Origin of the sequence: Dysgonomonas sp. Marseille-P4361 (assembly GCF_900343125.1) — a bacterium.
In the GTDB taxonomy this organism is placed as follows: domain Bacteria; phylum Bacteroidota; class Bacteroidia; order Bacteroidales; family Dysgonomonadaceae; genus Dysgonomonas.
This window is the reverse complement of sequence record NZ_OPYL01000002.1, coordinates 138948-163093: the sequence shown is the minus strand read 5'-3', so window position 1 is coordinate 163093 and position 24146 is coordinate 138948. Positions and strand designations below refer to the sequence as shown.

Sequence of the window (24146 nt, the reverse complement as noted above, 5' to 3'; positions counted from 1 at the left end):
TTATTTTTATCGTTTAAAATGAAATTTGTACACCAAACATATAAATTCTTCTTGACCCTTGAATTCCATTGTCTGTTTCAGCATTACCATTGTAACTATTTCCCATTACACCTGTTTCTGGATCTGTACCACGATCTTTAGCCGGTCCAAAAGTTAAAAGGTTATTTCCTGTAACATACAGACGAAGATTATCAACCATAAACTTATTCGTAAGTTTCTTAGGTAAAGTATAACCGAATGTTAAGTTTCTTAATCTCCAGTAATGGTTATCAAATAAGAAGTTTGTCGCATATTTTACTGTACCACTATATTGAGTGTATGACCAACGAGGGATAAGATCTGCACCTGAATCACCTGGTTGTCTCCAACGATTTTGTACTAAATCTTGGGCCACACCTACTCCTGGACGATTTGTTATACGCTCTTTGTAAGTATAATCTGACATTTTTGATCCATAAGAATAGTAGAACATGAACGAGAAATCAAACCCTCCGTATTGGAATGTATTTGTGATAGATCCAAATAGGTTAGGAAGTGCTGAACCTGCATTAACAAAATCATCTGTTGTTACTGCTGCTGGATCTTCAGTACGTACCCATCCTCCATTATCGTCACGAATCAACCAACCTGGCATACCATTGTCAGGATTAACTCCGTCATACTGAGGTGCAATAAATTCATAAATTGATTTTCCTTCTTCCATTTTGTATGTACAAGCAGTACCTGAATAAGTATAAGCCCCTGTAGGTAAGTAAGTAACTTCATTTTTCAGTGTACTTAAATTTGCATCAATATCCCATCTGAATTTAGATGTAGATAAAACATTGGCCTTCAAAGATACCTCTATACCACTATTTCTCAAGTCACCTACATTCATATTATATCCTGTAGCCTGACCAACCTGTGCAGAAATTGGAGCTTCTTTATAGAATAATAAATCTTGTGATGTACGAGAATAATATTCTACAGTACCACTAAGCCTATTGAATAAAGAGAAGTCCATACCGATATTCCATTGCTTATTGCTTTCCCATTTTAGACCTGGTGTTGCATAAGTTTTAGGTCTCAATCCCGGCTCTAAATACAGGTCATCTCTATCATAAGTTCCTTGGTAAGCATAATAAACTTCACTACCGGCTTTGCCATTACTTGCATTACGAGGAATTAGTTTATCATTACCAGTTGTTCCATAACTACCACGAAGTGATAGGTTATCTAACCATGATACATTTTTCATAAATTCTTCTTCCGAGATTCTCCAAGATGCACCCGCTGACCAGAATGCTCCCCAGCGATTGTCTGGATGGAATCGAGACGAACCATCTTCACGGAAAGAAGCTGAAACATAGTATTTGTTCATAAAGTTATAGTCAGCTTTTCCGAAGAATGACAATAAACTATATTTATCACGACCTCCATATACTCCAAATTCTTTTGTAGTATTAGATAGTTCGTACTTTCCTAATTCCATAATACCACTACCCCATCCTTGTTCGTAGTGAGAATCCCAAGTGTACCACTCGTGACCTGCCATAGCCGACACATTATGATTTTCACCTATTTTCCAGTTTCCTGATAATACATTATTCCAAGTTGTTGAACGTTTATTATAGTCGTAACGAGATGCGTATCCTCCATTAGCTAAAACAGATACTCCGTAAGGTGCTGTTTGTCCGCTACCATGTACAGCAGAACTATAGTTCATTGATCTAGACCAATAATCATCAATGTTTAGAGCTGCTCTATATTTCAGATTAAGAGGAAGATCTAATTCTGTAAATACTTGAGACGAGATGATATGCCCCATGTTATTACTGAAACTATCATCATTAGGGTTATCCCAATAGTCACCAGGATTGTTCAATACATGTATTCCAAAGAAGTTGTTTGTATACTTTCCGTAGCTATACATTCTTTCTCCTGTCTTTTGAGAATATTCCCAGTCTGTATTGTCAATATTACGTAACCATGGAGAAGACAAAGATGTTGTAAAGTTCAAGGCACGGCTATTTCCTCCCGATTCATTTTGACGATGACGAGAATAAGATAGGCTACCTCCAGCTCTCCACCAGTTTTGTAATTCTACTGTTGTATTTGCACGGAAAGAATAACGTTTATAATATTGTTGCATATTATAACCTAAGTCATCCAAATACCCCCCCGAAAGGAAATAAGTTACTTTTCCGTTATCACTCTGACCACTAATATCAACATTATATTCTTGTCTCAATTTGTTTGAATATACAGCGTCGTAAACATCCCAATCGCTTTCATTCCAAGCATATTCTAAGTTTGGATTCATATATGGGTTTCCACTACCATCGTGCAATACATAATCTTCGTTGATGTATTTAAATGGAGTCACATATATTTTATTACCATTCGAGTCTGTTGTTCCTTTTACCTGTCTTGTCAAAGCATTTGCCGAAGCATAATCTCCTGCTGCCTGAGGCGACATTCCGTCAAAGTAAACTGCATCGTAATACAATGCATACCAAGTATTTTCCAACTGCTCGTAAGGATTCGCTTTTCTTGGGTTTTTCACTGCATTATCCGATGTTCCCCAAGAACCACGGAAGTTGATACGAGGCTTACCTACTTTACCTCTTTTTGTGGTAACCATAATAACGCCATCAGCTGCACGCGAGCCATAAAGAGAAGTAGCAGCAGCATCTTTCAGAATATTCATTGATTCAATGTCTGAAGGGTTGATTTGATTCAAGTCTCCATCGAAAGGCATCCCGTCCACAATAATTAGAGGATTGGATTGTCCTGACATAGAAGAAATACCACGAATTTCTATACGAGATTTAGCTCCCGGATTACCCTGAACGTTAACTACGTTCACCCCTGGAGAAAGCCCTTGTAGAGTTTCAGCAAAACCTGATCCTGAAATTTTTGACATTGCTTCAGAGTTCACCACTGTTGCTGAACCTGTAAATGAAGATTTTTTTTGTGTACCATAAGCAACAACAAGAACCTCATCGAGATCTGCAGTTTTAGATACTAGTCTGACTTTTAGTGAAGCCTGTCCGTTATAGACAATTTCTTGTGTTACAAAACCGACGAAAGTAATAACTATCGTATTGCCGTTTTCGACTCCATTTAAAGTAAAGTTACCATCCTCATCGGTAATCGTACCATTAGTTGTGTCTTTGATAAAAACCGAGGCCCCAGCTACAGGTCCCAAGTCATCTTCAACAACTCCTGAAACTTTGCTTTTTTGCATAGTAACTTGTGTACCTGCAACACTAGTATTAGCTGACAAATAAGAAGTATTCATCAGACCTAATAAAGCCGCAAGCAAAAATGCTTTAGAAATTTTAGTGTGTTTAATCATAGATAAAATAATTAAAATGATTAATAGTTAATGAAGCCATTTTATTAGTGATAATTTATACATGTATTTTTATAAAGATTAAGAATGCACCCATTATCGAGGTGCTAAATTATTAATTAATCACAAAAAAACAAGTTTTTGTTTAATTATAATTTAAAACCAATGTGACTCTTAAAATTACAAAATGCTTCTTCAATATCATTTTAACACACATTGAGACACATAAATGTGACAAAAATCAAAGACTCAGAGTCATAACAACACATTAAATGCACTATTAAAAATCCTTTTGATATTTATATTTCCTTTAATATATTTATTAATTGGGCATATAGTGATGTACATATTCATCCATTTTTCAATGGATATCTCTTTCTAACAACAATTTATATAGATACAAAAAATAAGCCTGTCTACTAAAAATAGACAGGCTTATTTAATATATCAGATATACTTCCTTTTATTTAGAAAAGAGTAATATCAGCAACTACAGGGAAGTGATCTGAAGGGAATCTTCCATATTGCATTTCATTCAAAACAGCATATTTACTTACCTGAATACCAGATGTGACCAATATATAGTCAATCCTTTTATTCATAGGAGCACTTGCTTTGAAGGAAGAAGTTGTCCCGACAGTACCATAGGGCTTGGTGGATGACAGCTCTCTAGAATCAAATAAGAATCCATCTTTGAATATTATTTGCATTGGTTCAGATTCTGGAGTAGCATTAAAATCGCCAGTAACCATAACCGGATAATCCTTAGCTATTTCCTTCACCTTTTTAATCAATAGTAAGGATGAGTTCTTACGAGCTAAAACCCCTCTATGATCATAATGCAATGAGAAGAAATAAAATTCTTTTCCTGTTATCATATCCTTAAATTTAGCCCAAGAGCAAATTCTTCGAATTGTAGCATCCCATCCATATGAAGGCTTTTCAGGTGTTTCTGAAAACCAAAAATCACCTTTATCCAAAACTGAGAGACGAGACTTTTTGTATATAATAGCTGAATGCTCACCTGCTTCTGCTCCATCGTCACGTCCAACACCTACATATGCATAATCTCCCAGTTCGACCATATCCTTAATTTGGTGAATAAAACCTTCTTGTGTACCAATAATATCTAATTCATGGTAACGAATAAGGTCATTAACCTTATCTTTCCGGTGTATCCACGAATTAAGACTATCGGCAGGTGTATCCATTCTCAGATTAAAAGACGCTGCACGGATAGCAGTATTTTTACAATCCTGAGCATTTAGCAACAATGTAGAAATAAAGAGAGCTACAATAAGATAGAGACATCTATTTAGTTTCATATTCTTTTCTTTTTTAATCCCAACCTGGATTTTGTTTTAGATTAGGATTCTTCACAATTGATAATGCTGGAATCGGATAATAATATTGTCTGCCATCTTCATACCAAGTACGAACCTCACTTACAGACCACATTAGGCTTCCATGGGTTCTTTCAGACAATGTTTGTCTGTTTTTTCCTCCAACATTAATCGGAGCACATGTACTTGCAATACCTTCTGGTTTTTTATCACCTTCGTAAAAAATAACATCATCCGTACCATCTTTGTCAAGATCCATAGGCTTCATTAAAGCAGGAACATACATTCCGTCCCATTCCATAGTCATCAATTCTCCTTTTTTCCAACGTAGAAGATCTGTGAAACGGAATCCTTCAAGAACTAACTCTATCGCTCTTTCTCTTCTTATCTCCAGCAATACAGGATCTGAGATTTCAGGGAAATATTTTGCTTTCAAATAAGGATCAGCCTTTGTTGGTTTCGAATTGATTCCACCTGTAATGCCGGCACGACTACGAAGCGCTCCTATCGTTTTTGCCCAATCAGCATCAGTTAGCTCGCCAAGTTCAGCTTTAGCTTCTGCATAGTTAAGCAATACTTCAGCATAACGGAATAGAGGAATTGCATTTGTATTTAAGTCTCCTGAGTCATAATAAGTATCATCTAGAGAGAACTTAATAGGCTGATATCCGGTATAAGAATAACCATTAAAGTTAGGTGCTGCAGGTTTGCCATCTCTCATATAACCCGGTGTACGCATAACCTGAGACAAGCGCATATCTCTGTTTTGGCACTCATCATAGAATTCCATGGTTTCGTAACCAGCAACATCTGTAAATGGTGTTCCATCCAATGTTAAGAATGTATTAACAAATGTACGGATAAAGCTAAATCGAGGTCCGTAAGTACCTGATGTCCAATACCAGTTTGCATCATTCAAAACAGCTTGTTCTTTGTCCGATAGCACAGCTAACATTACTTCTGAGGTTACAGCATTATCGCTAATGAACAATGTTCTATATGAAAGATCGGTTCCGTTGCTTGTATTCAACTTGTGACCCGATTTAGTCATTACTTCTTCTGCAGCTGCAATAGCTTTACGATATAAATCATCTGCTGTATCTGTCAGATTTAATTCAGTATGGTATTTTCTGAAAGAAGCTTCGAATAAACATACTCTAGATTTAAATGCATATGCAACCCACTTTGTTATCATTGAACCATCATTGCTGCTTGTTGCTTTTATATTATTATACGCAAAATCTAAGTCTTCCAGCATTTTTTCAACAACTAACGTTCTTGAATCTCGCTCTCCATACAAAGCTTCATCATCTGTACTTAATGTTCTATCAACCCATGGCACATCTCCAAAACGAATTAGCTTATCGTAATAAAAATATGCTCTAAAGAAACGTGCTATACCAATATAGTTGTTACGTACATCCTCAGGGATTGATTCGTCAACACAATTCTCGATAAAATAATTTACCTTCCGTAGATTTCCCCACGACCATCCACTACTTGTTTCTGCACTATAGCCCCCATCCCTTAGGAAATCGCTAAAAGAACCAACAGCTCCATAATCAGACATAGCGTCTTTTCTATGAGCATCATCATTGGTAGGGAAAAGATCATAGCAACCATAAATATATGCCTTCAATCCAGCCTCTGTTTTAAATGCTTCATTTTTAGAAATAGACGACAGAGGTTCTTCATCTAAAGTACAAGATGAGACAAATACCGATAAAACAAACAATATATAATATATTTTTTTCATAATTCTCATTTTAGAACGTTACTGATAAACCTAAACTAAATGTCTTCATAAACGGATAGTTATATCCATCTCCGCTAGTACCACTAGTTAATTCTCGGTCTGAGCCATAAATATTTGCTACATCAATATCTCTAGTATTTTTATATAGAGGAGACCAACAGTACAAATTCTCTCCAGAGAAATACACTTTAAGAGTCTGTGCACCAATTTTCTGAGATATATTTTGAGGCAACGTATAACCAATTTGAAGGTTTTTCATTCTTAGATATGCTACATTTTGCAAATATCTTGTTTGTGTAGTATTTCTTATAGACTGATTGTATCCTGCATAGCGAGGAAGATAAGCATCCGGATTGTCTTCTGTCCAGTAATTATCTACATGCCATGTTGGTAACATATTGTAAGGTCTATTATATTGTCCCCAGAACAAACTTTCTGCCGTTGGATACCAATGTTGTCTGCCAACTCCTTCGAAGAATGCAGAAACAAATATATTATTCCAATCGGCACTTAGGCTAAAGCTATAGATATAACGAGGCTCTTTATTTCCAATGATAGTTTTATCACCATGATCGTCTACTGTGTTTTTACCATAATCGATAGCACCGCTTTCATCAAGGTCTTTTATTTTCACGTCTCCAGGATACCATGTACCATTTGTTGACGATTTAAATAATTTTTGTGTTGCATGCGCATCAATCTCAGCCTGAGACTGGAACAATCCCTCTGTTACATATCCCCATATTTCTCCATATGTTTGACCAGCATAATAGTCTCCTAAGTCCATTGTTTCATTATTATATCGGTCAATCTTTGTTACATAGTCAGATAGTGTGGCACGCACTGAATAATTCAATGGTTTTTCAGCTACATTAAATTTATCGTTCCAAGACAGGATGATTTCCCAACCCTTAGTAGTCATATCAGCATAGTTACCTTTTGGTGAAGATGCTCCGAATATTTCCGGTAATGTTTGTCCTACGGTATACATATCCACAGTCTTTCTGATATAATAGTCTCCTGTAAAACGTAATTTACCATTAATTGCACCAAAATCTACCCCTATATCTGTTGTGGTAGCAGTTTCCCAAGTTAGTCCAGTAGGTAAAACTCCCGGTGTATCCAACACCTTATTCTTTGTTCCATCCAGAATACGACCCGATGTAGAAATAGATAGTAATTCCATGAAGCTATAAGGATCAATATTACCATTTCCTAACGAACCGTAAGAAGCTCTTACTTTAACATCGGATAATATCATAGGATTTACATTCCAAAAGCTTTCTTCCGAAATTCTCCAACCTCCCGATACAGAAGGGAAAAATGCCCATTGCTGATTTGTTGGGAATTTAGAAGATCCATCGTAACGACCATTTACTTCTAATAGATAGCGGCTATTAAAGTCATAATTCAAGCGGAAGAATCCTCCGGCAATACGCCACTTATTATAACTTCCTGATGTTGTTATTGCATCACCTAATGCTAGATTTATATTTTCGGTATCTGGAGTAAATAGTCCATTGCGTCTAAGAGTCAAATTATTGTAGGATTGTTGTTCATAGTTCCATCCTCCCATAACTTTAAAATTATGAAGTTGATTGAATGAATGTTCATATGAAGCATACAAGTTAGTCGCTAAATAATTTGTTTCTCTTTTAGTTTCTTCTAAATCATTGTTCGAAGCACCTAGATAAACCGTAGTCCCTTCTGACTTACTATAAGGAAGAGGTACTCTTCTATTCGTTTTGTTAAAATGATAGTTAGAAAAAGTAACATCTCCATTTACCTGAAGTCTTTTATTCAAAAACGACATATTGAATGAAGAAGTATTTTTCAATGTTTTCTTTCCAATATTTCTTCCATTTTTACCATAAATAAAATCACCCAGAGTATAGGCTGCCGCCATTGTAAACGAGCCGTCAGGGTTATAGATTGGAGAACTTGGATGTCCTTCGTCTGCTATATTTCTCCATATTCCTCCACCTTCTCCAACATTCTGCGGATTATAATATTCATTATTAGAATAACTCATATTATTATCTACTCGCAACCAGTCAAATACCTGAATAGAACCTTTGGCTCTTAGATCAATAGTCTGATCTGTATCTGTATTATGTCTAAATAATCCATCATATGAATTAAATCTACCGGATAGATAATAATTCAATTTACCAGAACTACCCGTTATACTAAGGTTATGGTCTTGTGCAAATGTCTGTTTTTTATACAGCTCGCCATAATAATCGGTATTACCATAATAGATATATTCTCCATTTGGTGCAATTTCCACCTCTTCGGTGATACCTTGCTCCTTACGACGCTTAAATTCTTCTAACCAAGACAAAGAGAATGTCTGAGATTTATTGATATTTTTAGGATCTGAAGAGTAATTATTCCATGCTGAATATGCCTCATAGAATCTTTCAGCAAAGATATATCCATCTGATACAACATCCGGTACATCTGTAGGTTTCTTCATTGAAAAATTACCTGAATAATTTACAGTAAATCGACCTTCTTTTGCTGTTTTAGTTGTGATAAGAACCACACCGAAAGCACCACGTGCTCCATAGATAGCAGCCGATGCTGCATCTTTAAGCACCGATACACTTTCAATATCATTAGGATTTATCATAGCCGGATCGCCTTCAACACCATCAATAAGAACTAAAGCGCTACCTGACTGACCGATAGAGGATAAACCACGAACTTGAAAATCTGCTGTTGCTCCGGGTTTACCATCTGTTAAACGAATAGTTAAGTTCGGAATAGCACCTTGCAACATTTGAGTGGTATTAGTTACCGGTCTGTTTTCGAAGACTTCACTTGTAACCTGATCTACAGCACCAGTCAAGTTAGCTTTCTTCTGTACACCATAACCAACAACAACAACCTCATTAAGACTCTTGTTTAAGTCTTTAAGAACAACGTTTATTGTGCTTTGATTAGCAACACTAATTACTTGCTCTTCATAGCCAACATAAGTAACGCGAATACTCCCATTTTCGGCAACCACAAGACTAAACTTACCATCTAGATCTGTTACTGCACCATTCTTCGAATTGGAAGCATCCACAACAGCTGCGCCAATTAAAGGTTCGCCCGTATTGTCAACTACCGTCCCTAAGACTGTTTTTGTCGCATTCTGGGCTGTAATCATCAGACAGGAAAAGACTAGAGAGAGCATCAATAAGATGACTTTCCCTTTTTTCTTAAGCATAATTTCCATAGAGAATTGTTTTAGATATTAATAATACACATTTACATTTAGTTAACACTCTGTGTTTTTATAAATTAATTTATTTACCGTAAAGATTTTAATAATACTTTTTTCTTCTGCATAAAGCCTTTGTCAATCATATTTTCGACAAAAATACAATGAACATATTTAGATGATGTTAAGAAACAATTACCATGCAATTAACCTCAATTCCCTTTTTTAATAAGACTTTTTAGTATTAATTTTATTTGAATGTATATTAGTATTAGATATTGGCATTTATAGGTACATACAATTTATTTGGAGTCCAAAAGCACAATGTGTCCGCACCCACAAATACATTTATTTTATAAACATTTCTCCAAATTCATAAAACTTTAATTTTCATTTAAAAGCAGAATACATTTCCCTTTAGTATAGATTTAATTTCAATTATTTTTTTTCATTCCCTTCTGTGACAAAAATAGAAAATAAAACAAACAATAAGCAAATATTTGGAATAAATTTCACATTAAATCTTTTTCCTTTATAAAAGAAACGAAACAGAGATAATTCAAGGCATAAGATATCGAAACAAAAAGAGCTATAGAAGTTTACTTAGACACGCGTCTCAACCTCATAATAACCTCATGAGGATTAAATATTTCTCTTACAATCATCATATTACCTTCTATCTTAAATAAACATTCTTTCGTCTTTCCATACCTATCAGTCAACAGAATAACATTTTCTTTAAGGATATATTTAGCAAGAAATTCTTTCTTTACAACTTGACTATCCGTCTTTACTTCCATGTAAATTGTATCTCTTTTGAAGCATAACTCAGAAGTACAAACCGAATCATCAGCAAGCACAATACTATACGAATCGGGTTCCCCTTCAAACTCCATACTCCAGCAACCAAGTATGTCATGTGACTTTTCTCCGCATGCCATAAAAAAGAATATCGACAAACAACAATATATCAGGTATTTCATATCTACATCTTACTATTTTATGCAATATATAAAAAAACACATACCCTATCACTTTATTTTTATTAAATTTGTTTATCGATCTAGTCTCATTTAAATAAAACGCATCATGAAAAAGCTTATTCTTACAACTTTCATTAGCTTTCTATTTATTTCTAATCTTTTAGGACAAGAAGGACACAAGATAAATGCGGATATAGACCTATCATTCGGATTACATTACTTCAACAGTGAAATCAATAATCCTCTTGCCGGAGGTGCAAGCCTTGGATACGAATACGATGTAAATATGTTTTTCGGGGTAGAAGCGGGTTTCCGCTTTGGAGGATTCAATCAGAAAATAGGATACACAAGTGGACCTAACATCCAACCCGAAGGCGTATTAAAAGCAGGATTAGTCGATATTCCAACTCCTGAAGCCATATACAAAGGGACTTATTGGGCGCCATACATAGCGCCTAAATTTTATCTCCCGATAGGTTATGACGATAAAAAGGACAGAGCCCGTTTTATTTTCATCGAGAATCGCTTCTCCCTTACACATATAAGCTTAGACCTAGACAAAGTAAACAATCAATCCGGAAGTACGGGTAAAAATTGCTTCATGTATGAAATAAGAGCCGGATATATGTTCCCTATTAACGAAAGATGGGGAATGTCCTGCTGGCTCGGCTATAACACTTTCGATTTTTCGAAAGTGAAACCTTCCGAAATAAGATATAAGAACTCTACTCCGTTACAGATCGGTATCGGTTTCAATTATATAATAAGTCAATAATTACTCTTTCAACTAAAATTATATGCAGCCAACAGAAAATGTTACCAGCTTTTTAGAAATATTCGATTTAGATACGAACCAACGTAAAATAATAAGAGAATTTCCTTATTTAATAGAAGCTCCCAATTGGACACCTGATGGAAAATGGCTGTATTATAATAGTGAAGGATTGATATACAAACTTTCTCCGGAATCGCCTGAAGAATCTTTCTTAATAGATACTGGCTTTGCTACAAAATGCAACAACGACCACCTCATCTCTCCTGACAACAAATATTTAGCAGTAAGCCACCGCTCACTACCGGAAGGCAAGCCTACTATCTTTATTTTACCTGCCAATGGAGGGACGCCAAAGCAAGTAACACCATCTCTTCCCAGCTATTTGCATGGGTGGAGCCCAGATGGAAAGAGATTAACGTACTGCGCTAACCGAAACGGAGAAATGGATGTATATACCATAAATGTAGATGGAACGGATGAAGTAAGACTGACTACAGCAGAAGGGCTGAATGATGGACCGGAATACTCTCCTTGCGGGGAATATATTTGGTTCAACTCTGTACGCACCGGTCTCATGCAAATATGGTGTATGAAAACCGATGGTAGTGAGCAAAGTCAAATAACATTTCATGAAGATAAAAACTCATGGTTTCCTCACCTATCACCCGATGGGTCAAATGTAGTATATATTGCATACCGCAAGGGAGACCTCGAACCTCATGAGCATTTGCGATACAAAAATGTAGAAATCTATTTAACTAATTCGGAGGGAGAAACCCCTCGTTCGTTGTTTAAGCTATTCGGAGGACAAGGAAGTTTCAATGTAAATTCATGGAGTCCCGACAGCCGACAATTTGCATTTGTCAGCTATCGTCTCAATCATGATTAACAAATCAAGGATCTAACTGATATATTATTATCTATATTATAAAACAGATAAAATATCTATTAATTTATATAGCATTACTACAAAACAAGCTACTATTATTGCGACCATAGTTATAAGTATTTTATTGGCATATTTTTTCATAACATTCCTATTCTTTAGACTTATTATATCTATCCACTACTTCTTCGATAGTAATCCCCAAAAGTTCCATTATCTTAAAAGTTTCGGGTAAAACATCTTCAAAAAAATCTTTCTTTTGCAAGCCTGAAATCACTTTACGCGCATTCTCAGATACGAAGTACCCCATTCCTCTTTTAGAATATATCACGTCTTCCGACTGCATATACTCAAATGCTCTCATCGCCGTATTAGGGTTGACCTGCAAAGTTGCTCCCAACTCTCTAACCGAAGGGATTCGTTCTTCTTCCGGCCATTCTCCGATTAGTATTTTCTGAAAACAGAAATCTACTATTTGCAGGTATATTGGTTTATTTGATTTAAAATCCATACGCTATTAAATTTCAGTTTCTCTCAATTTGAAAAAGCACACAATCCACATTCCCAAAATGTAAATTACGCTTATAGTATTATCCATAAATGACAACAGCGGATCTTTCAAGATAGAGGCTAACGCATATCCCATTGTGTAACCGGCATCATAATTCCCTTGAATAGATTCTATCTCATTCCCTGCTCCAAAGGTAAAAGACATTGATTCTCCTGATAGGAAGTAGCCCCCAATAATAGTACCTATTACCATAAAAGATACTCCAATAAATAAAATTAGTATTGAAGTCTTTGCAAATGCATATCGTTTAAAATAAAAACACCCCGCAAGATATGTAGCCTGAATTGACAGCATAACTGCATATGCTTTTCCTACACTAGGGCTTAAGTCTATATCCATAACACTTACATGTTCTTGAACCGCATCTACAGGAATTAAACCTGTAATAAAATTCAAGAATAGAAGAAGAACATACAGTAATACTGGTATAAAAACAACATACCTTAACCATATACTCAAATATTTCTCGAAAGTTGATGCAGGTAGAATAAAGTCAAAAACTCCCGTGTATTTATTTCTTGACTTTTCGAAAAGACAAGGGCCACACATTACAACAATAAATACCCCTGCATAAATAAATCCGGTAAGACTGAAGTCTGCCCATATCTTCAACAACACCGACAGCAAGTATACACCAGTAAAACCCGCCAGAACATACAAGTATTGCATTTTAGAAAAAAACAAGTTTCTTTTTTCCAGTTTCAAAAAACGATTTATATCAAATACTGAATTCATTTTCTTTTAAAAATTAGAGATTAAACAACTCTTTCATCTTGGCCTTATTATTCACAACTGTATTAAATAAAGCTTCGATATTCAGGATACTTTCTTCGCCGTATTCGTTTACCATTACGGAACTATACCCTTGCAACGTTTGTTCGCAATACAACACATCTTCCGGCTTATACGAAGTATGAGAAAATAGTAGTTTTTTAGTTATTTCTTCTACTGTATTATTTAGTAAAATCTGATTTCTATCCAAAATAATAATGGGATCTATCAAACTTTCCAAATCTCTCACCTGATGGGTAGATATAATAATACAACGTTGCTCGTCATAAGCCGAAGCTATTATTTTCCTGAACTGAGACTTAGAAGGTATATCAAGTCCATTTGTTGGCTCATCCAATAAGGTTACCGGCGTATTAAGAGCTAAGGCAAAAGCAATCAAAACTTTCTTTTTTTGCCCAAACGACAACTCTGTCATTTTCCGTTCTTTCTCCACCTGAAATTCTTGTAGATAAGACTCAAATTGCTCCTGACTATAGTTAGGGTAAAAAACAGAACTACTTTTCACAAAGTCCATTATATCCATATTTGGAGCTTGAAATTCTTCCGGAAGAAAGAACAACTGTTTCAGCATCTCCGGATTCCGATAAGCAGACTCATAACCAAGCACATGGCACTCCCCTTCTTTGGAAAAACATAACCCGCTTATAATGTGCAACAAAGTAGTTTTACCAACGCCATTTTCGCCCAACAGACCATATATACCGCTCTTTATATTAAAAGACACATTATCAAAGACCGGTCTTTTTTTGTTATAATAGAAGCTAAGATTATCTATTTGTATCATACTTTAGTGTATTAGGTAATTAGTACACTGCAAATATATAACATATTTTTGAAATACAAACTTTTTAATAATATATTTTGACAAAAAAACAACTAAAGGTTCCACTGAGATTTCCCACTTGTTAAAATGCGATCAAAAACAATTTTATTCCTTAACAACAAAGGAATTTACATTTTATTGTTGTATATTCGCAGAACAAGACAAAATAAGAAGAGTTAAACAAGGATAAGAACAAAATATTCCTCAAGATCCTACCAAAAGGATTAAATCAAACCATGAATAGAATTCTATCTCTTGTTAAAATGGGCAACTATTAATCTGATATCTATTTTATAGATACAGATATACAATTTAAGGACAAACCGTGATATTTCAGAGGCTAATAAGACTAGTAGAAAACTATTTTACAGAAACAAAATAAACAGGCACTAGCAAAATGCTTAAACAAGTAACGGGATAATTCTCGTAAATTAATTTACAAAAGGAATCAACGAACAACAAGGGTTTATTATTTTATATATATTTGCAAGCATAAGGAGAGCAATATATAACATTAATACCCCACTATTTATTTTACAGATAGAACCTATTTGTTACCATAAATAAAACATAAACAATTATTACCTGTATGGAATTGCTATACGTACAAGAACATTTAACGTGTTATAACTACGAAAAAGGAGAAAGACCTACAATCGAGAAGATTTCTTTAGAAAAGGAACAAACCTGGGAGGCTCTTACGGTTCAGAACAAGATTATTTTTGTTCTTTCGGGCTCTATCTATCTTTCTTACGGTAAAATTGTAAACAAAAAAATTTCTGACAAGAAAATGGTTATCTTGCCAGCAGCTATCCATTCTTCAATTCGCGCTATCGAAGATTCTGTACTTATCGTCATGTCTTTACACAACACCAAGAGGCTATGCGATTGCTTCCCTCTCGACTCATTGTTACGCGAAGACAAAGGGAACTTTATACCTAGAGCCTTCCCGTTAGACTTTAACGAAAGGGTAGAGTCCTTCCTTTCTTTTCTAGATACATGTATGACAGACGGGTTGAAATGCACATACTTTTTTGAATTAAAAACAAAAGAATTTTATTTTCTACTAAGAGCATATTATACGAAACAAGAACTACTATACTTCTTACATCCTATACTAACACAGGATATTCCTTTCTCTGAGCTTGTACTAAAGAACAGACTGAAAGCTAAAACTGTACAGGAATTAGCATCCCTTACCAACTACAGTCTGTCCGGTTTCCAGAAGCGCTTCAAAAAAGCATTTGGCGTATCTGCTTACCAATGGATGAAAGACGAAAGAGAAAAAGTTATATTCCACCAAATAAACAGTACAAACAAATCATTTAAGGAAATAAGTGAAGAGTTTGGTTTCTCATCTCCCTCCCACTTCAACGATTTCTGCAAAGCCAGTTTTGGTGCTACTCCGGGCATAATCCGAAGTAAAAAAACAAAACCCAAAGCAGATGCCTCAAAAAAGGCATAAATTCTGAAAAAGCAGGCATATATATGTAATCAAAAGATGCAAAAATCCTCATACTTTTGTAGTGTAAATATATGAGGATATATTTACTTAAACTGAAAACCTAACTAGGTTGTAGTTTAACTCTATTATTGTGTAGTTTTGTAAAGTTTGTGTTAAGGTTGGAAAGTCTGCGAAGGGAATTTGCGGGCTTTTTGCATTTTATCCCCTTCCTATTCAAAAACGACTACACGACCTTCTAACGACTGACGCTCTTTTACATTAGGCTCTCCTATAGGTTTACCAAAAGACATTTGAGCGATAAGCTTCCACTTAGGATTTATGTTAAATGCTTTAGCTACCTCCTCGTCGATGATAGGATTATAATGCTGAAGTGACGCTCCTAAGCCAGCTTCTTCCAACAATGTCCAGATCGTAAACTGATGCATTGCCGAAGTATGATGCGACCACACAGGAAAGTTATCTTTATAAGAAGGGAAAGCCTGCTGAAGACCTTCTACTACAGCTTCATCTTCATAAAATAATACTGTACCATATCCCGAGGCAAAGGCTCCATCTATCTTTTTTTCTGTAGCAACAAAAGCTTCTTCCGAAATCCTTTTTTGCAACACATCTTTTACTATTTGCCACAACTTTTTATGGCTATCACCTAAAAGCAATACAACTCTAGTTGATTGCGAATTGAACGATGATGGCACATTTAATACTGCAAAATCAATTATTTCTCTTATTTCTCTATCCGAAATCGGACTCTCGTTACTTAATGCATAATAAGATCTACGTTTTTCTACTGCTAGTTTCATATTTGTATTTTTAATTTTAGTTCGGCTATTCAACGCATGTGAAAGCTAAAATGTTTTAATAATAACTATAAAGAAAATAATAGTTAACTCTTTAAATATCTATATATACAAGTATTTCGTACATTTGTGTTCAATTATAAATATAGCAATGTATGGCATTTTCTGGTGTTATCTTCGATTTTAATGGAACTTTATTCTGGGATACCAAATTACACAACAGAGCCTGGGATATTTTTCTCACAAATCACGGCTTGTTTTTATCAGACGACGATAAATTCAAAAAGATGCATGGAAAAAACAACAAAGATCTTTTCTTATCGTTATTCCAAACAGATTTGTCTGACGACAAAATTCAGGAATACACATTAGAGAAAGAACTTCTATATCAAAAACTATGTTTAGAAACCGACATGCAGCTTGCACCAGGCTTAATTGACTTTTTAGATTTCCTTAAAGGTCAAAAGATTCCTTTCACCATAGCTACAGCCTCAGGGAAAGAGAACCTAGACTTTTATTTCGAACATCTACCCTTATCAAATTGGTTCGAATACGATAAAGTAGTTTATAATAATGGTAAAATAGAAGGCAAACCAGCCCCCCAGATTTATCAGATTGCATTGTCTGTTATTAACAAAAAACATGAAGAAGTTATTATATTTGAAGATGCTATTGCAGGCTTACAGTCTGCCAAAAATGCTAATGCAGGCAAAATCATTATTGTAGACTCTAATGACGACGATTACTCTGACTGGTCAGAATATCAGAAAATTAAGAACTTTGATCAAGTCGACAGACTATTATTCAACAATTAAAATACATGGCTGAAATTTCCAATATCTATATAAATATATGCCCTGTATGTGGGAGCATGAATTCTACTCACTTTCTTGAATGCAAAGACTATTTAGCAAGTAAAGAAACCTTTGAAATCGAAAAATGCCAGTCATGCGGTTTTGCTTTCACACAGAACTTTCCTTCCGAAAAGGCTATAGGACGCTACTATGAAGCACCCGAGTATGTATCACATAGCGATACACAGAAAGGGATAATCAATAGGCTTTACCATATAGCTAGAAAAGTAGCACTAAAATCGAAAGCGAAAATTGTAAAAAAATACACAACAAAAAAATCAGGCTTACTCCTTGACATAGGCTCTGGAACTGGTTATTTTCTCAACAAAATGAGAGAAAAGAAATGGGTAGTTACAGGAATTGAAAAATCAGAAGATGCCCGATTGTTTGCAAAACAAAAGTTCAATATCGATTGCCAAGATTCAGAATATTTATACAATATATCACCAAAAACAAAAGACGTTATTTCGATGTGGCATGTACTCGAACATCTGGAACATCTAAACACCGTCATGGAGCATCTGCGCAAAATACTTAAAGATGATGGAACTTTGATTATTGCTCTCCCCAACAAGAGTTCGTTCGATGCCGAATTTTATAAAGAATACTGGGCTGCATATGATGTTCCTCGCCATCTATGGCATTTTTCCCCCGACGATTTCAAGTACCTGATAGAAAGGCATCAGTTTGAGCTGATAGATACCAAGCCTATGCATTTCGATACATTCTACATTTCGATGCTTAGCGAGAAAAACAAAGGAACCACCTTGGGTAGCCTTGTTGGACTCGTAAGAGGTGGAATATTTTTCCTCAAAAGTTTGAACAATAAAAAGCGTTCCAGCTCGCTTACATATATATTAAAGAAGAAACAGTAAAAATTGCTATAAGATGATTAAAAAAGACCAATCTTTATTAAAACAAATTATACCTCACATTATTGCTATCGTTGTTTTTTTGGCAATAACCATGATTTACTTCAGTCCTCTGATTGACGGAAAGGTACTACAACAAGGAGATACTCAGCAATTTCAAGGATCTGCAAAAGAGCTAATTGATTATTACTATCAAGAAGGTGGATCTTCAGCCTGGACTGGCTCTATGTTCTCCGGTATGCCGTCATATCAGATAGGTGTATGGGGCGGAACACCTAACTTCCTCGACTACCTTGAAGCACCATTCAAGGCATTAGGAAGCACCAGTGCCGGAGCTGTATTTACAGGCATGCTTATGGCATATATATTGTTCTGCATCATGGGATTTGGTCCTTTCATCTCAATATTGGGAGCAATCGCTTATTCGCTGTCATCTTATAACATCATCATCATCGAGGCCGGACACGTCACCAAAGCATGGGCTTTAGCCTATATGCCCCTTATCGTTGCCGGAATAATGGCATTGTTTAAGAATAAAATACTATTAGCCGGACTACTCATGGCATTAGGTCTGGCTCTTCAAATAAAAAACAATCACTTACAAATAACTTATTATACGGGTTTATTCTGTCTCATTTTATTCATAGCATACGCCATAGGCAAGATTAGAGAAAAGGATATAAAAGACTTACTAAAAGCCTGCGGAGTTATGACATTAGCTCTAGCTCTTGCCCTGCTTTGCAACATGGGGAATATATATGCAAATGCCGAAATGGCGAGAGAGAGCACTCGCGGAAAATCTGAATTAAGCAATCCAAGCACTACCGAAAAGCAGTCGTCAGGATTGGATAAAGATTATGCTTTTGCTTGGAGTTATGGCAAAGCCGAAACATTATCCCTGTTAGTACCAAATATATATGGCGGTGTTTCTCGTCCATTCGACGACAAATCTGAAAGCTACAAGGTGTTGATGAGTCAATTGCAAAACAATAGAATATCTGAGCAAGATGCGAATATTCTTTTCAGAGGAGGCTCTCAGTACTGGGGCGAACAACCCTTTACCAGCGGACCGGTATATTTCGGTGCTATTATTTGCTTCCTCTTCATACTAGGTATGATCATTATACGCAGTAATGTAAAGTGGGCACTATTGATTGGAACAATCTTCTTCATCTTCTTATCGTGGGGTAAAAACATGGAATGGTTCAATGATTTTTTCTTCTATCATTTCCCTCTCTACAGCAAATTCAGAGCTGTATCTATGGCACTAGTTATCCCAGCCTTATCGGTTATTATGATTGCTGTATGGGGGCTAAAGGAATTCCTATCCGGACAGATAGAAAAAGAAAAGCTAAAGAAAGCCTTATTTATATCCTTAGGAGTAACCGGAGGGTTTACATTTTTACTCTGGATTATGCCAGGAGCATTCTTCAATTTTGCTTCATCTATGGACGAACCAAGAAACTTAACCGTTATTCCTGAATATTATCAAGCTATTTTGGAGCAACGCAAAGCTTTGCTTTCGGCTGATGCCATGCGTTCGTGTATATTTATCCTGCTATCGGGAGCTATACTTTTCTTCACCCTGAAAACGAAAATAGAAAAACGAGAGGTAGGTCTATATGTTTCCATAGCTCTTGCTATTCTAATTTTGGCTGATCTTTGGCCGGTAGACAAGAGATATCTTAACGACAATAATTTTATAAACAAAAATACTTATACAACTCAAACGTTCTCTCAATCTGTAGCAGACAAGTCTATATTGAAAGATAAACATCCTTCGTACAGAGTTTTAAATATGAACGATCCTTTCAACGAGACAAACACTTCATACTATCACAAATCGATAGGTGGATACCATGCTGCAAAACTGAAACGTTATCAGGAGTTGATAGATAACAGACTTGCAGCTGAAATAAGTACATTGCAACAAGCCACAGGTTCACACTTCCAAAACGCATATTCTCAACTCCAGACAGCAACTTTCGTTGAAGGACAGAAACCTGAGGAAATCCTTGTAAAATGGGTACAAGACAGCCTCGCCCCTACCCTCAGAAACTCTGTTGCGTTGAACATGCTGAATGCTAAATACATGATTTTCCATCCCGAGTTGCCTGCAATTGAGAACAAGAACGCTATGGGCAATGCTTGGTTTGTTTCTGAGTATAAATTTGTAGAAAATGCTGATGCTGAAATAGCAGAAATTACATCTCTCTTCGATCCTCAACAAGTAGCAGTCGTAGATAAGCGATTCGAGGCCGAACTATCAGGTTTGAGCATTACGCCCGACTCTACAGCAACAATAGAGCTCACATCGTACAAACCAAACATATTGACATACAAATCGAAAGCGAATAGTGAACAGTTAGCCGTTTTCTCTGAGATTTATTTTTCAAATGGATGGAAAGCGTTTGTAGATGAAGAAGAGGTACCTCACCTCAGAGCCGACTGGACACTTAGAGCTATGCGAGTACCTGCAGGCGAACACGAAATTGTATTCAAGTTCGAACCTGAAGGATACAACAATAGCCGACTTGCAGCTACAGCATCGTCAGGATTATTGATCTTGCTGTTGATTGCTATGCTAGGTTTCAGCTTTAAGAAAAAAGAAGACTAAGAACTTTATATATGAAGCGTCTCTCTGTTATTTTCTGCACTTACAATAGGGAAAAATACATCTACAATGCGATGAAAAGCATTGCTGACCAAAATTTCTCGAAAGAGAGTTATGAAATAGTTTTGATTAACAACAACAGCACAGATAGTACAGAAGCTCTTTGTGAAAAGTTTCAGGTTGATTATCCAGAAATAAACTTTCGCTATTTTATAGAGACTAATCAAGGACTATCTTATGCCCGCAATAGAGGAGTGAAAGAAAGTGATGGTGATATACTGGTATTCGTTGATGATGACGCTACTGTTTTCGATAATTACCTCACTTCCATACAACACTTTTTTGATGTGCATCCTGATGTAAGTGCATGTGGTGGACCTATTGTCCCGGTATATGAAGTAGAAAAGCCTAAATGGCTATCACACTATACTGAGCAATTGATCGGTGGTGCTTTATACGAAGGTGATAAAACTAAACCTTTCAAAAATGGTAAATATCCGGGTGGAGGCAACTCTGCTTTCCGAAAAGAAGTTTTTGAGAAATATGGTTTGTTCAATGTAGAACTTGGTCGAAAGGGTACGGGACTTATAGGTGCCGAAGAAAAGGATCTATACGACAGGCTTACCAAAGCTAAAGAAGTATTCTACTACCTGCCTCAAATGGGGATCTATCATTATATTCCCGAAAAGAAGTTAACTGAATCGCATTTCAAAGAGTTAACTTACTCTATTGGTAAAAGTGAACGTATCCGTACCAGAGGTATTTCGAAGAAAGCATATAGAGACAGACTCATTTCCGAAAGCATAAAATGGGCAGCATCTTTTTTACTGTTTGCCCTTTACACATTGAAGCTTTCTCCGACAAAAGGTTGGAAACTCTTACAATTTAGATGGTATGTAACCAAGGGACTACTTGGTGAATAATTTTATATCTTTAGCACACAAACATTTTCTTAAGTAAATTGACAAATGAAAAAAGACAAAAACAAACAAAATAAAACAATAGCTATAGTTGCCGGAGTTGTCATTGCTCTATTGTTACTATTTGTATTTAAAGGATATGTATATCAATGGGCTGTTAAATATGAAGACGCCGGGAGCAGAAAAAACTACGACATAAAAGACGAAACTTTAGCTTCCTTTATAATTCAAAATTTGCCTAATGATGAAGCACTGGACGAGAACATTGACATTTCTCAAATTATAGACTTCTCTTTAAGCATGACCGACCAAGCACTAGACTTCTCTATCGAGTATAGTGATAATGAACCATCAAAAGCTTTTCAGAACAAGGGTGCAAACTGTGTGGGCTATGCAGCTTTTACGGCTGCTACGGGAAACTACCTGCTTAAACGTTTCGGACTAGATAAAGAGTGGGAAGCAAGACCTAAAAAGGGGAAATTATACCTTTTTGGCAACAATATGCATAAGAATGCAACAAGCGGTTGGTTCAAGGATCATGATTTTGTTATCTTCAAAAATAAAAAAACAAAAGAAGAAATATATGTAGATCCTACTGCATACGAATATTTTGGTGCAAGAAGAGTAGATAAATTTCAAAAATAGAATACTCCATTGTCTCTAACTGCTCAAATAAAAGAATTTGCATCCTCTATAGGCTTCGACGCTTGCGGTGTATGCAAAGCTGAAGAGGTGGATTTGGAGAACAGAGAGGGATTCAATAAATGGATCTCAAACTCTTTCCAAGCAGATATGGATTATATGTGTCGGAACCGAGAAAAGAGACTCGATCCTCGACAGCTTGTAGATGGAGCAAAATCGATCATTAGCTTAGCACTGAATTATTACCCTGAAGAAAAGCAACCATCCGATCATCCTCAGTTTGCCTATTATGCTTATGGAAAAGACTATCATGATATAGTAAAGGATAAGCTTTTCGAATTGTTCAATTATATAAAATCTCTTGTTCCTACAATGGAGGGGCGAGTATTTGTTGATACAGCTCCTGTGCTGGAACGCTATTGGGCGGCAAAAGCAGGAATTGGTTTTATCGGGAAAAATTCGTTATTAATTATTCCAAAGAAAGGGTCATTCTTTTTTCTGGGAGAATTGATCATTAATCTGGAATTGGAGTATGATCATCCTTTAAATCTATCTTGTGGTAATTGCACTCGCTGTATAGATTCTTGCCCAACAAAAACAATTGAAGCACCGAGGGCAATCAATTCGAATAAATGCATTTCTTATCAAACAATAGAGAACAAAAAGGATATATCTAAAGATATTATTCCTCTATTAAACAATCGTTTCTACGGATGCGATATCTGCCAACAAGTCTGTCCATGGAACAGGTACTCCAAGCCTCATCAGACAAATGAATTCAAGCCATCTCAATCCTTTCTCGACTTATCTTTTGATAATCTAGATAAACTAAGTGTGGAGGAATACCAAATCATATTCAAAGGATCTGCTGTAAAAAGAGCTAAATACAGTGGACTAAAAAGAAATTTAGAAGCTTTGAAAAGAACAAAAGAGTAATATTTATTCGTATTTTACGTTTTATAATCATATGAGAAACTTTTTGAAAGCACTTACAATATCATTATTCCTATTCCTTCCCTTTTCTTGCGGAAATGAAGAAGAGGTTAATGTATTACCGGAAGTTCCAGTAAATCTAAAAATCAATTTATTAGTTGATGACGAACTGCGAACACCAGGGAACTATAAAGAATATATTAAAGGGGTGCATAAACCTTTAGCTGGAGAATATCTTGGATATGGAGGTATTCTTGTACTAAGAAGTATTCACACAGGAGAAGAAATTCCATTTAGAGCCTTCGATTTAAGTTGCCCTTACGAAAAATCACCTACAATAAGGGTGAAAGCTTCTAGAGAAAAAGGTGTCACAGCTACTTGCCAAGAATGTGGTAGGATATATAACTTGCTGGAAGACGGAAGGATAACCTCAGAGTCTTCAAAACTACACCTACAGCGCTATAACGTAAAACCAAGTTCTGATCCTAACATTTTTCGTATTACTCGAGATTTTTATTGATTAAACCTTGCAAAAAGCAAAAACATTTTTTACATTTGCACTCGCTAAA

General features: G+C 35.8%; 19 protein-coding genes. 10 read left to right on the top strand and 9 right to left on the bottom strand.

Annotated features, from left to right (window positions below; all coding sequences use genetic code 11):
* Nucleotides 1-13: 13 nt before the first annotated feature.
* From DHU68_RS04500 to DHU68_RS04480, 5 genes are all read right to left on the bottom strand, one after another.
* Nucleotides 14-3340, bottom strand: a complete 3327-nt coding sequence (locus DHU68_RS04500) for a SusC/RagA family TonB-linked outer membrane protein (RefSeq protein WP_108821790.1) — start codon at nucleotides 3338-3340, stop codon at nucleotides 14-16.
* Nucleotides 3341-3804: 464 nt separating this feature from the next.
* Complete coding sequence (locus tag DHU68_RS04495) at nucleotides 3805-4662, bottom strand: endonuclease/exonuclease/phosphatase family protein (RefSeq protein ID WP_108821789.1); 858 nt, start codon at nucleotides 4660-4662, stop codon at nucleotides 3805-3807.
* A 13-nt stretch (nucleotides 4663-4675) separates the two neighbouring features.
* Nucleotides 4676-6436, bottom strand: coding sequence for a RagB/SusD family nutrient uptake outer membrane protein (locus tag DHU68_RS04490; protein ID WP_108822134.1), 1761 nt, complete (start codon nucleotides 6434-6436; stop codon nucleotides 4676-4678).
* A 10-nt stretch (nucleotides 6437-6446) separates the two neighbouring features.
* The gene (locus tag DHU68_RS04485; protein ID WP_108821788.1) at nucleotides 6447-9665 is read right to left on the bottom strand and encodes a TonB-dependent receptor; all 3219 of its coding nucleotides are present in this window, start codon (nucleotides 9663-9665) and stop codon (nucleotides 6447-6449) included.
* A gap of 584 nt (nucleotides 9666-10249) precedes the next feature.
* The gene (locus tag DHU68_RS04480; RefSeq protein WP_108821787.1) at nucleotides 10250-10591 is read right to left on the bottom strand and encodes a hypothetical protein; all 342 of its coding nucleotides are present in this window, start codon (nucleotides 10589-10591) and stop codon (nucleotides 10250-10252) included.
* Nucleotides 10592-10739: 148 nt separating this feature from the next.
* On the opposite strand from DHU68_RS04480, the gene DHU68_RS04475 reads away from it, so the two are divergent.
* Nucleotides 10740-11408 carry a hypothetical protein gene (locus tag DHU68_RS04475; protein ID WP_108821786.1) on the top strand — a complete coding sequence of 223 codons (669 nt, stop codon included), beginning with the start codon at nucleotides 10740-10742 and terminating at the stop codon, nucleotides 11406-11408.
* Nucleotides 11409-11430: 22 nt separating this feature from the next.
* Nucleotides 11431-12297, top strand: a complete 867-nt coding sequence (locus DHU68_RS04470) for a TolB family protein (RefSeq protein WP_108821785.1) — start codon at nucleotides 11431-11433, stop codon at nucleotides 12295-12297.
* A 148-nt stretch (nucleotides 12298-12445) separates the two neighbouring features.
* Here DHU68_RS04470 and DHU68_RS04465 read toward each other — a convergent pair whose 3' ends face one another.
* Genes DHU68_RS04465 through DHU68_RS04455 form a run of 3 tightly spaced genes read right to left on the bottom strand, consistent with a single transcriptional unit; the run spans nucleotide 12446 to nucleotide 14441 of the window.
* On the bottom strand, nucleotides 12446-12805 hold the full coding sequence (locus DHU68_RS04465; protein WP_108821784.1) for a GntR family transcriptional regulator: 360 nt from the start codon (nucleotides 12803-12805) through the stop codon (nucleotides 12446-12448).
* 6 nt (nucleotides 12806-12811) lie between these two features.
* Nucleotides 12812-13600: a hypothetical protein gene (locus DHU68_RS04460; protein WP_108821783.1), complete on the bottom strand. Its 789-nt coding sequence runs from the start codon at nucleotides 13598-13600 to the stop codon at nucleotides 12812-12814.
* A gap of 13 nt (nucleotides 13601-13613) precedes the next feature.
* Complete coding sequence (locus tag DHU68_RS04455; RefSeq protein WP_108821782.1) at nucleotides 13614-14441, bottom strand: ATP-binding cassette domain-containing protein; 828 nt, start codon at nucleotides 14439-14441, stop codon at nucleotides 13614-13616.
* A gap of 628 nt (nucleotides 14442-15069) precedes the next feature.
* On the opposite strand from DHU68_RS04455, the gene DHU68_RS04450 reads away from it, so the two are divergent.
* Nucleotides 15070-15945: an AraC family transcriptional regulator gene (locus DHU68_RS04450; RefSeq protein WP_108821781.1), complete on the top strand. Its 876-nt coding sequence runs from the start codon at nucleotides 15070-15072 to the stop codon at nucleotides 15943-15945.
* A gap of 209 nt (nucleotides 15946-16154) precedes the next feature.
* On the opposite strand, the gene DHU68_RS04445 is transcribed toward DHU68_RS04450, so the two are convergent.
* Nucleotides 16155-16745 carry a nitroreductase family protein gene (locus DHU68_RS04445; protein ID WP_108822133.1) on the bottom strand — a complete coding sequence of 197 codons (591 nt, stop codon included), beginning with the start codon at nucleotides 16743-16745 and terminating at the stop codon, nucleotides 16155-16157.
* 152 nt (nucleotides 16746-16897) lie between these two features.
* Here DHU68_RS04445 and DHU68_RS04440 point away from each other — a divergent pair, with 152 nt between their 5' ends.
* Genes DHU68_RS04440 through DHU68_RS04410 form a run of 7 tightly spaced genes read left to right on the top strand, consistent with a single transcriptional unit; the run spans nucleotide 16898 to nucleotide 24097 of the window.
* Nucleotides 16898-17557 carry an HAD family phosphatase gene (locus DHU68_RS04440; RefSeq protein WP_108821780.1) on the top strand — a complete coding sequence of 220 codons (660 nt, stop codon included), beginning with the start codon at nucleotides 16898-16900 and terminating at the stop codon, nucleotides 17555-17557.
* A gap of 5 nt (nucleotides 17558-17562) precedes the next feature.
* Complete coding sequence (locus DHU68_RS04435) at nucleotides 17563-18471, top strand: class I SAM-dependent methyltransferase (RefSeq protein WP_108821779.1); 909 nt, start codon at nucleotides 17563-17565, stop codon at nucleotides 18469-18471.
* Nucleotides 18472-18484: 13 nt separating this feature from the next.
* Complete coding sequence (locus tag DHU68_RS04430) at nucleotides 18485-21085, top strand: hypothetical protein (protein WP_108821778.1); 2601 nt, start codon at nucleotides 18485-18487, stop codon at nucleotides 21083-21085.
* 11 nt (nucleotides 21086-21096) lie between these two features.
* Nucleotides 21097-22005, top strand: coding sequence for a glycosyltransferase family 2 protein (locus tag DHU68_RS04425; protein WP_108821777.1), 909 nt, complete (start codon nucleotides 21097-21099; stop codon nucleotides 22003-22005).
* 45 nt (nucleotides 22006-22050) lie between these two features.
* Entirely contained in the window at nucleotides 22051-22647 is a 597-nt protein-coding gene (locus tag DHU68_RS04420) for a hypothetical protein (protein ID WP_108821776.1), read from the top strand.
* Between the two features lie 9 nt (nucleotides 22648-22656).
* Nucleotides 22657-23580 (top strand): tRNA epoxyqueuosine(34) reductase QueG, encoded by a 924-nt coding sequence (gene queG, locus DHU68_RS04415; protein WP_108821775.1) that lies wholly within the window; start codon nucleotides 22657-22659, stop codon nucleotides 23578-23580.
* Between the two features lie 31 nt (nucleotides 23581-23611).
* Nucleotides 23612-24097, top strand: coding sequence for a hypothetical protein (locus DHU68_RS04410; protein ID WP_108821774.1), 486 nt, complete (start codon nucleotides 23612-23614; stop codon nucleotides 24095-24097).
* Nucleotides 24098-24146 lie beyond the last annotated feature (49 nt).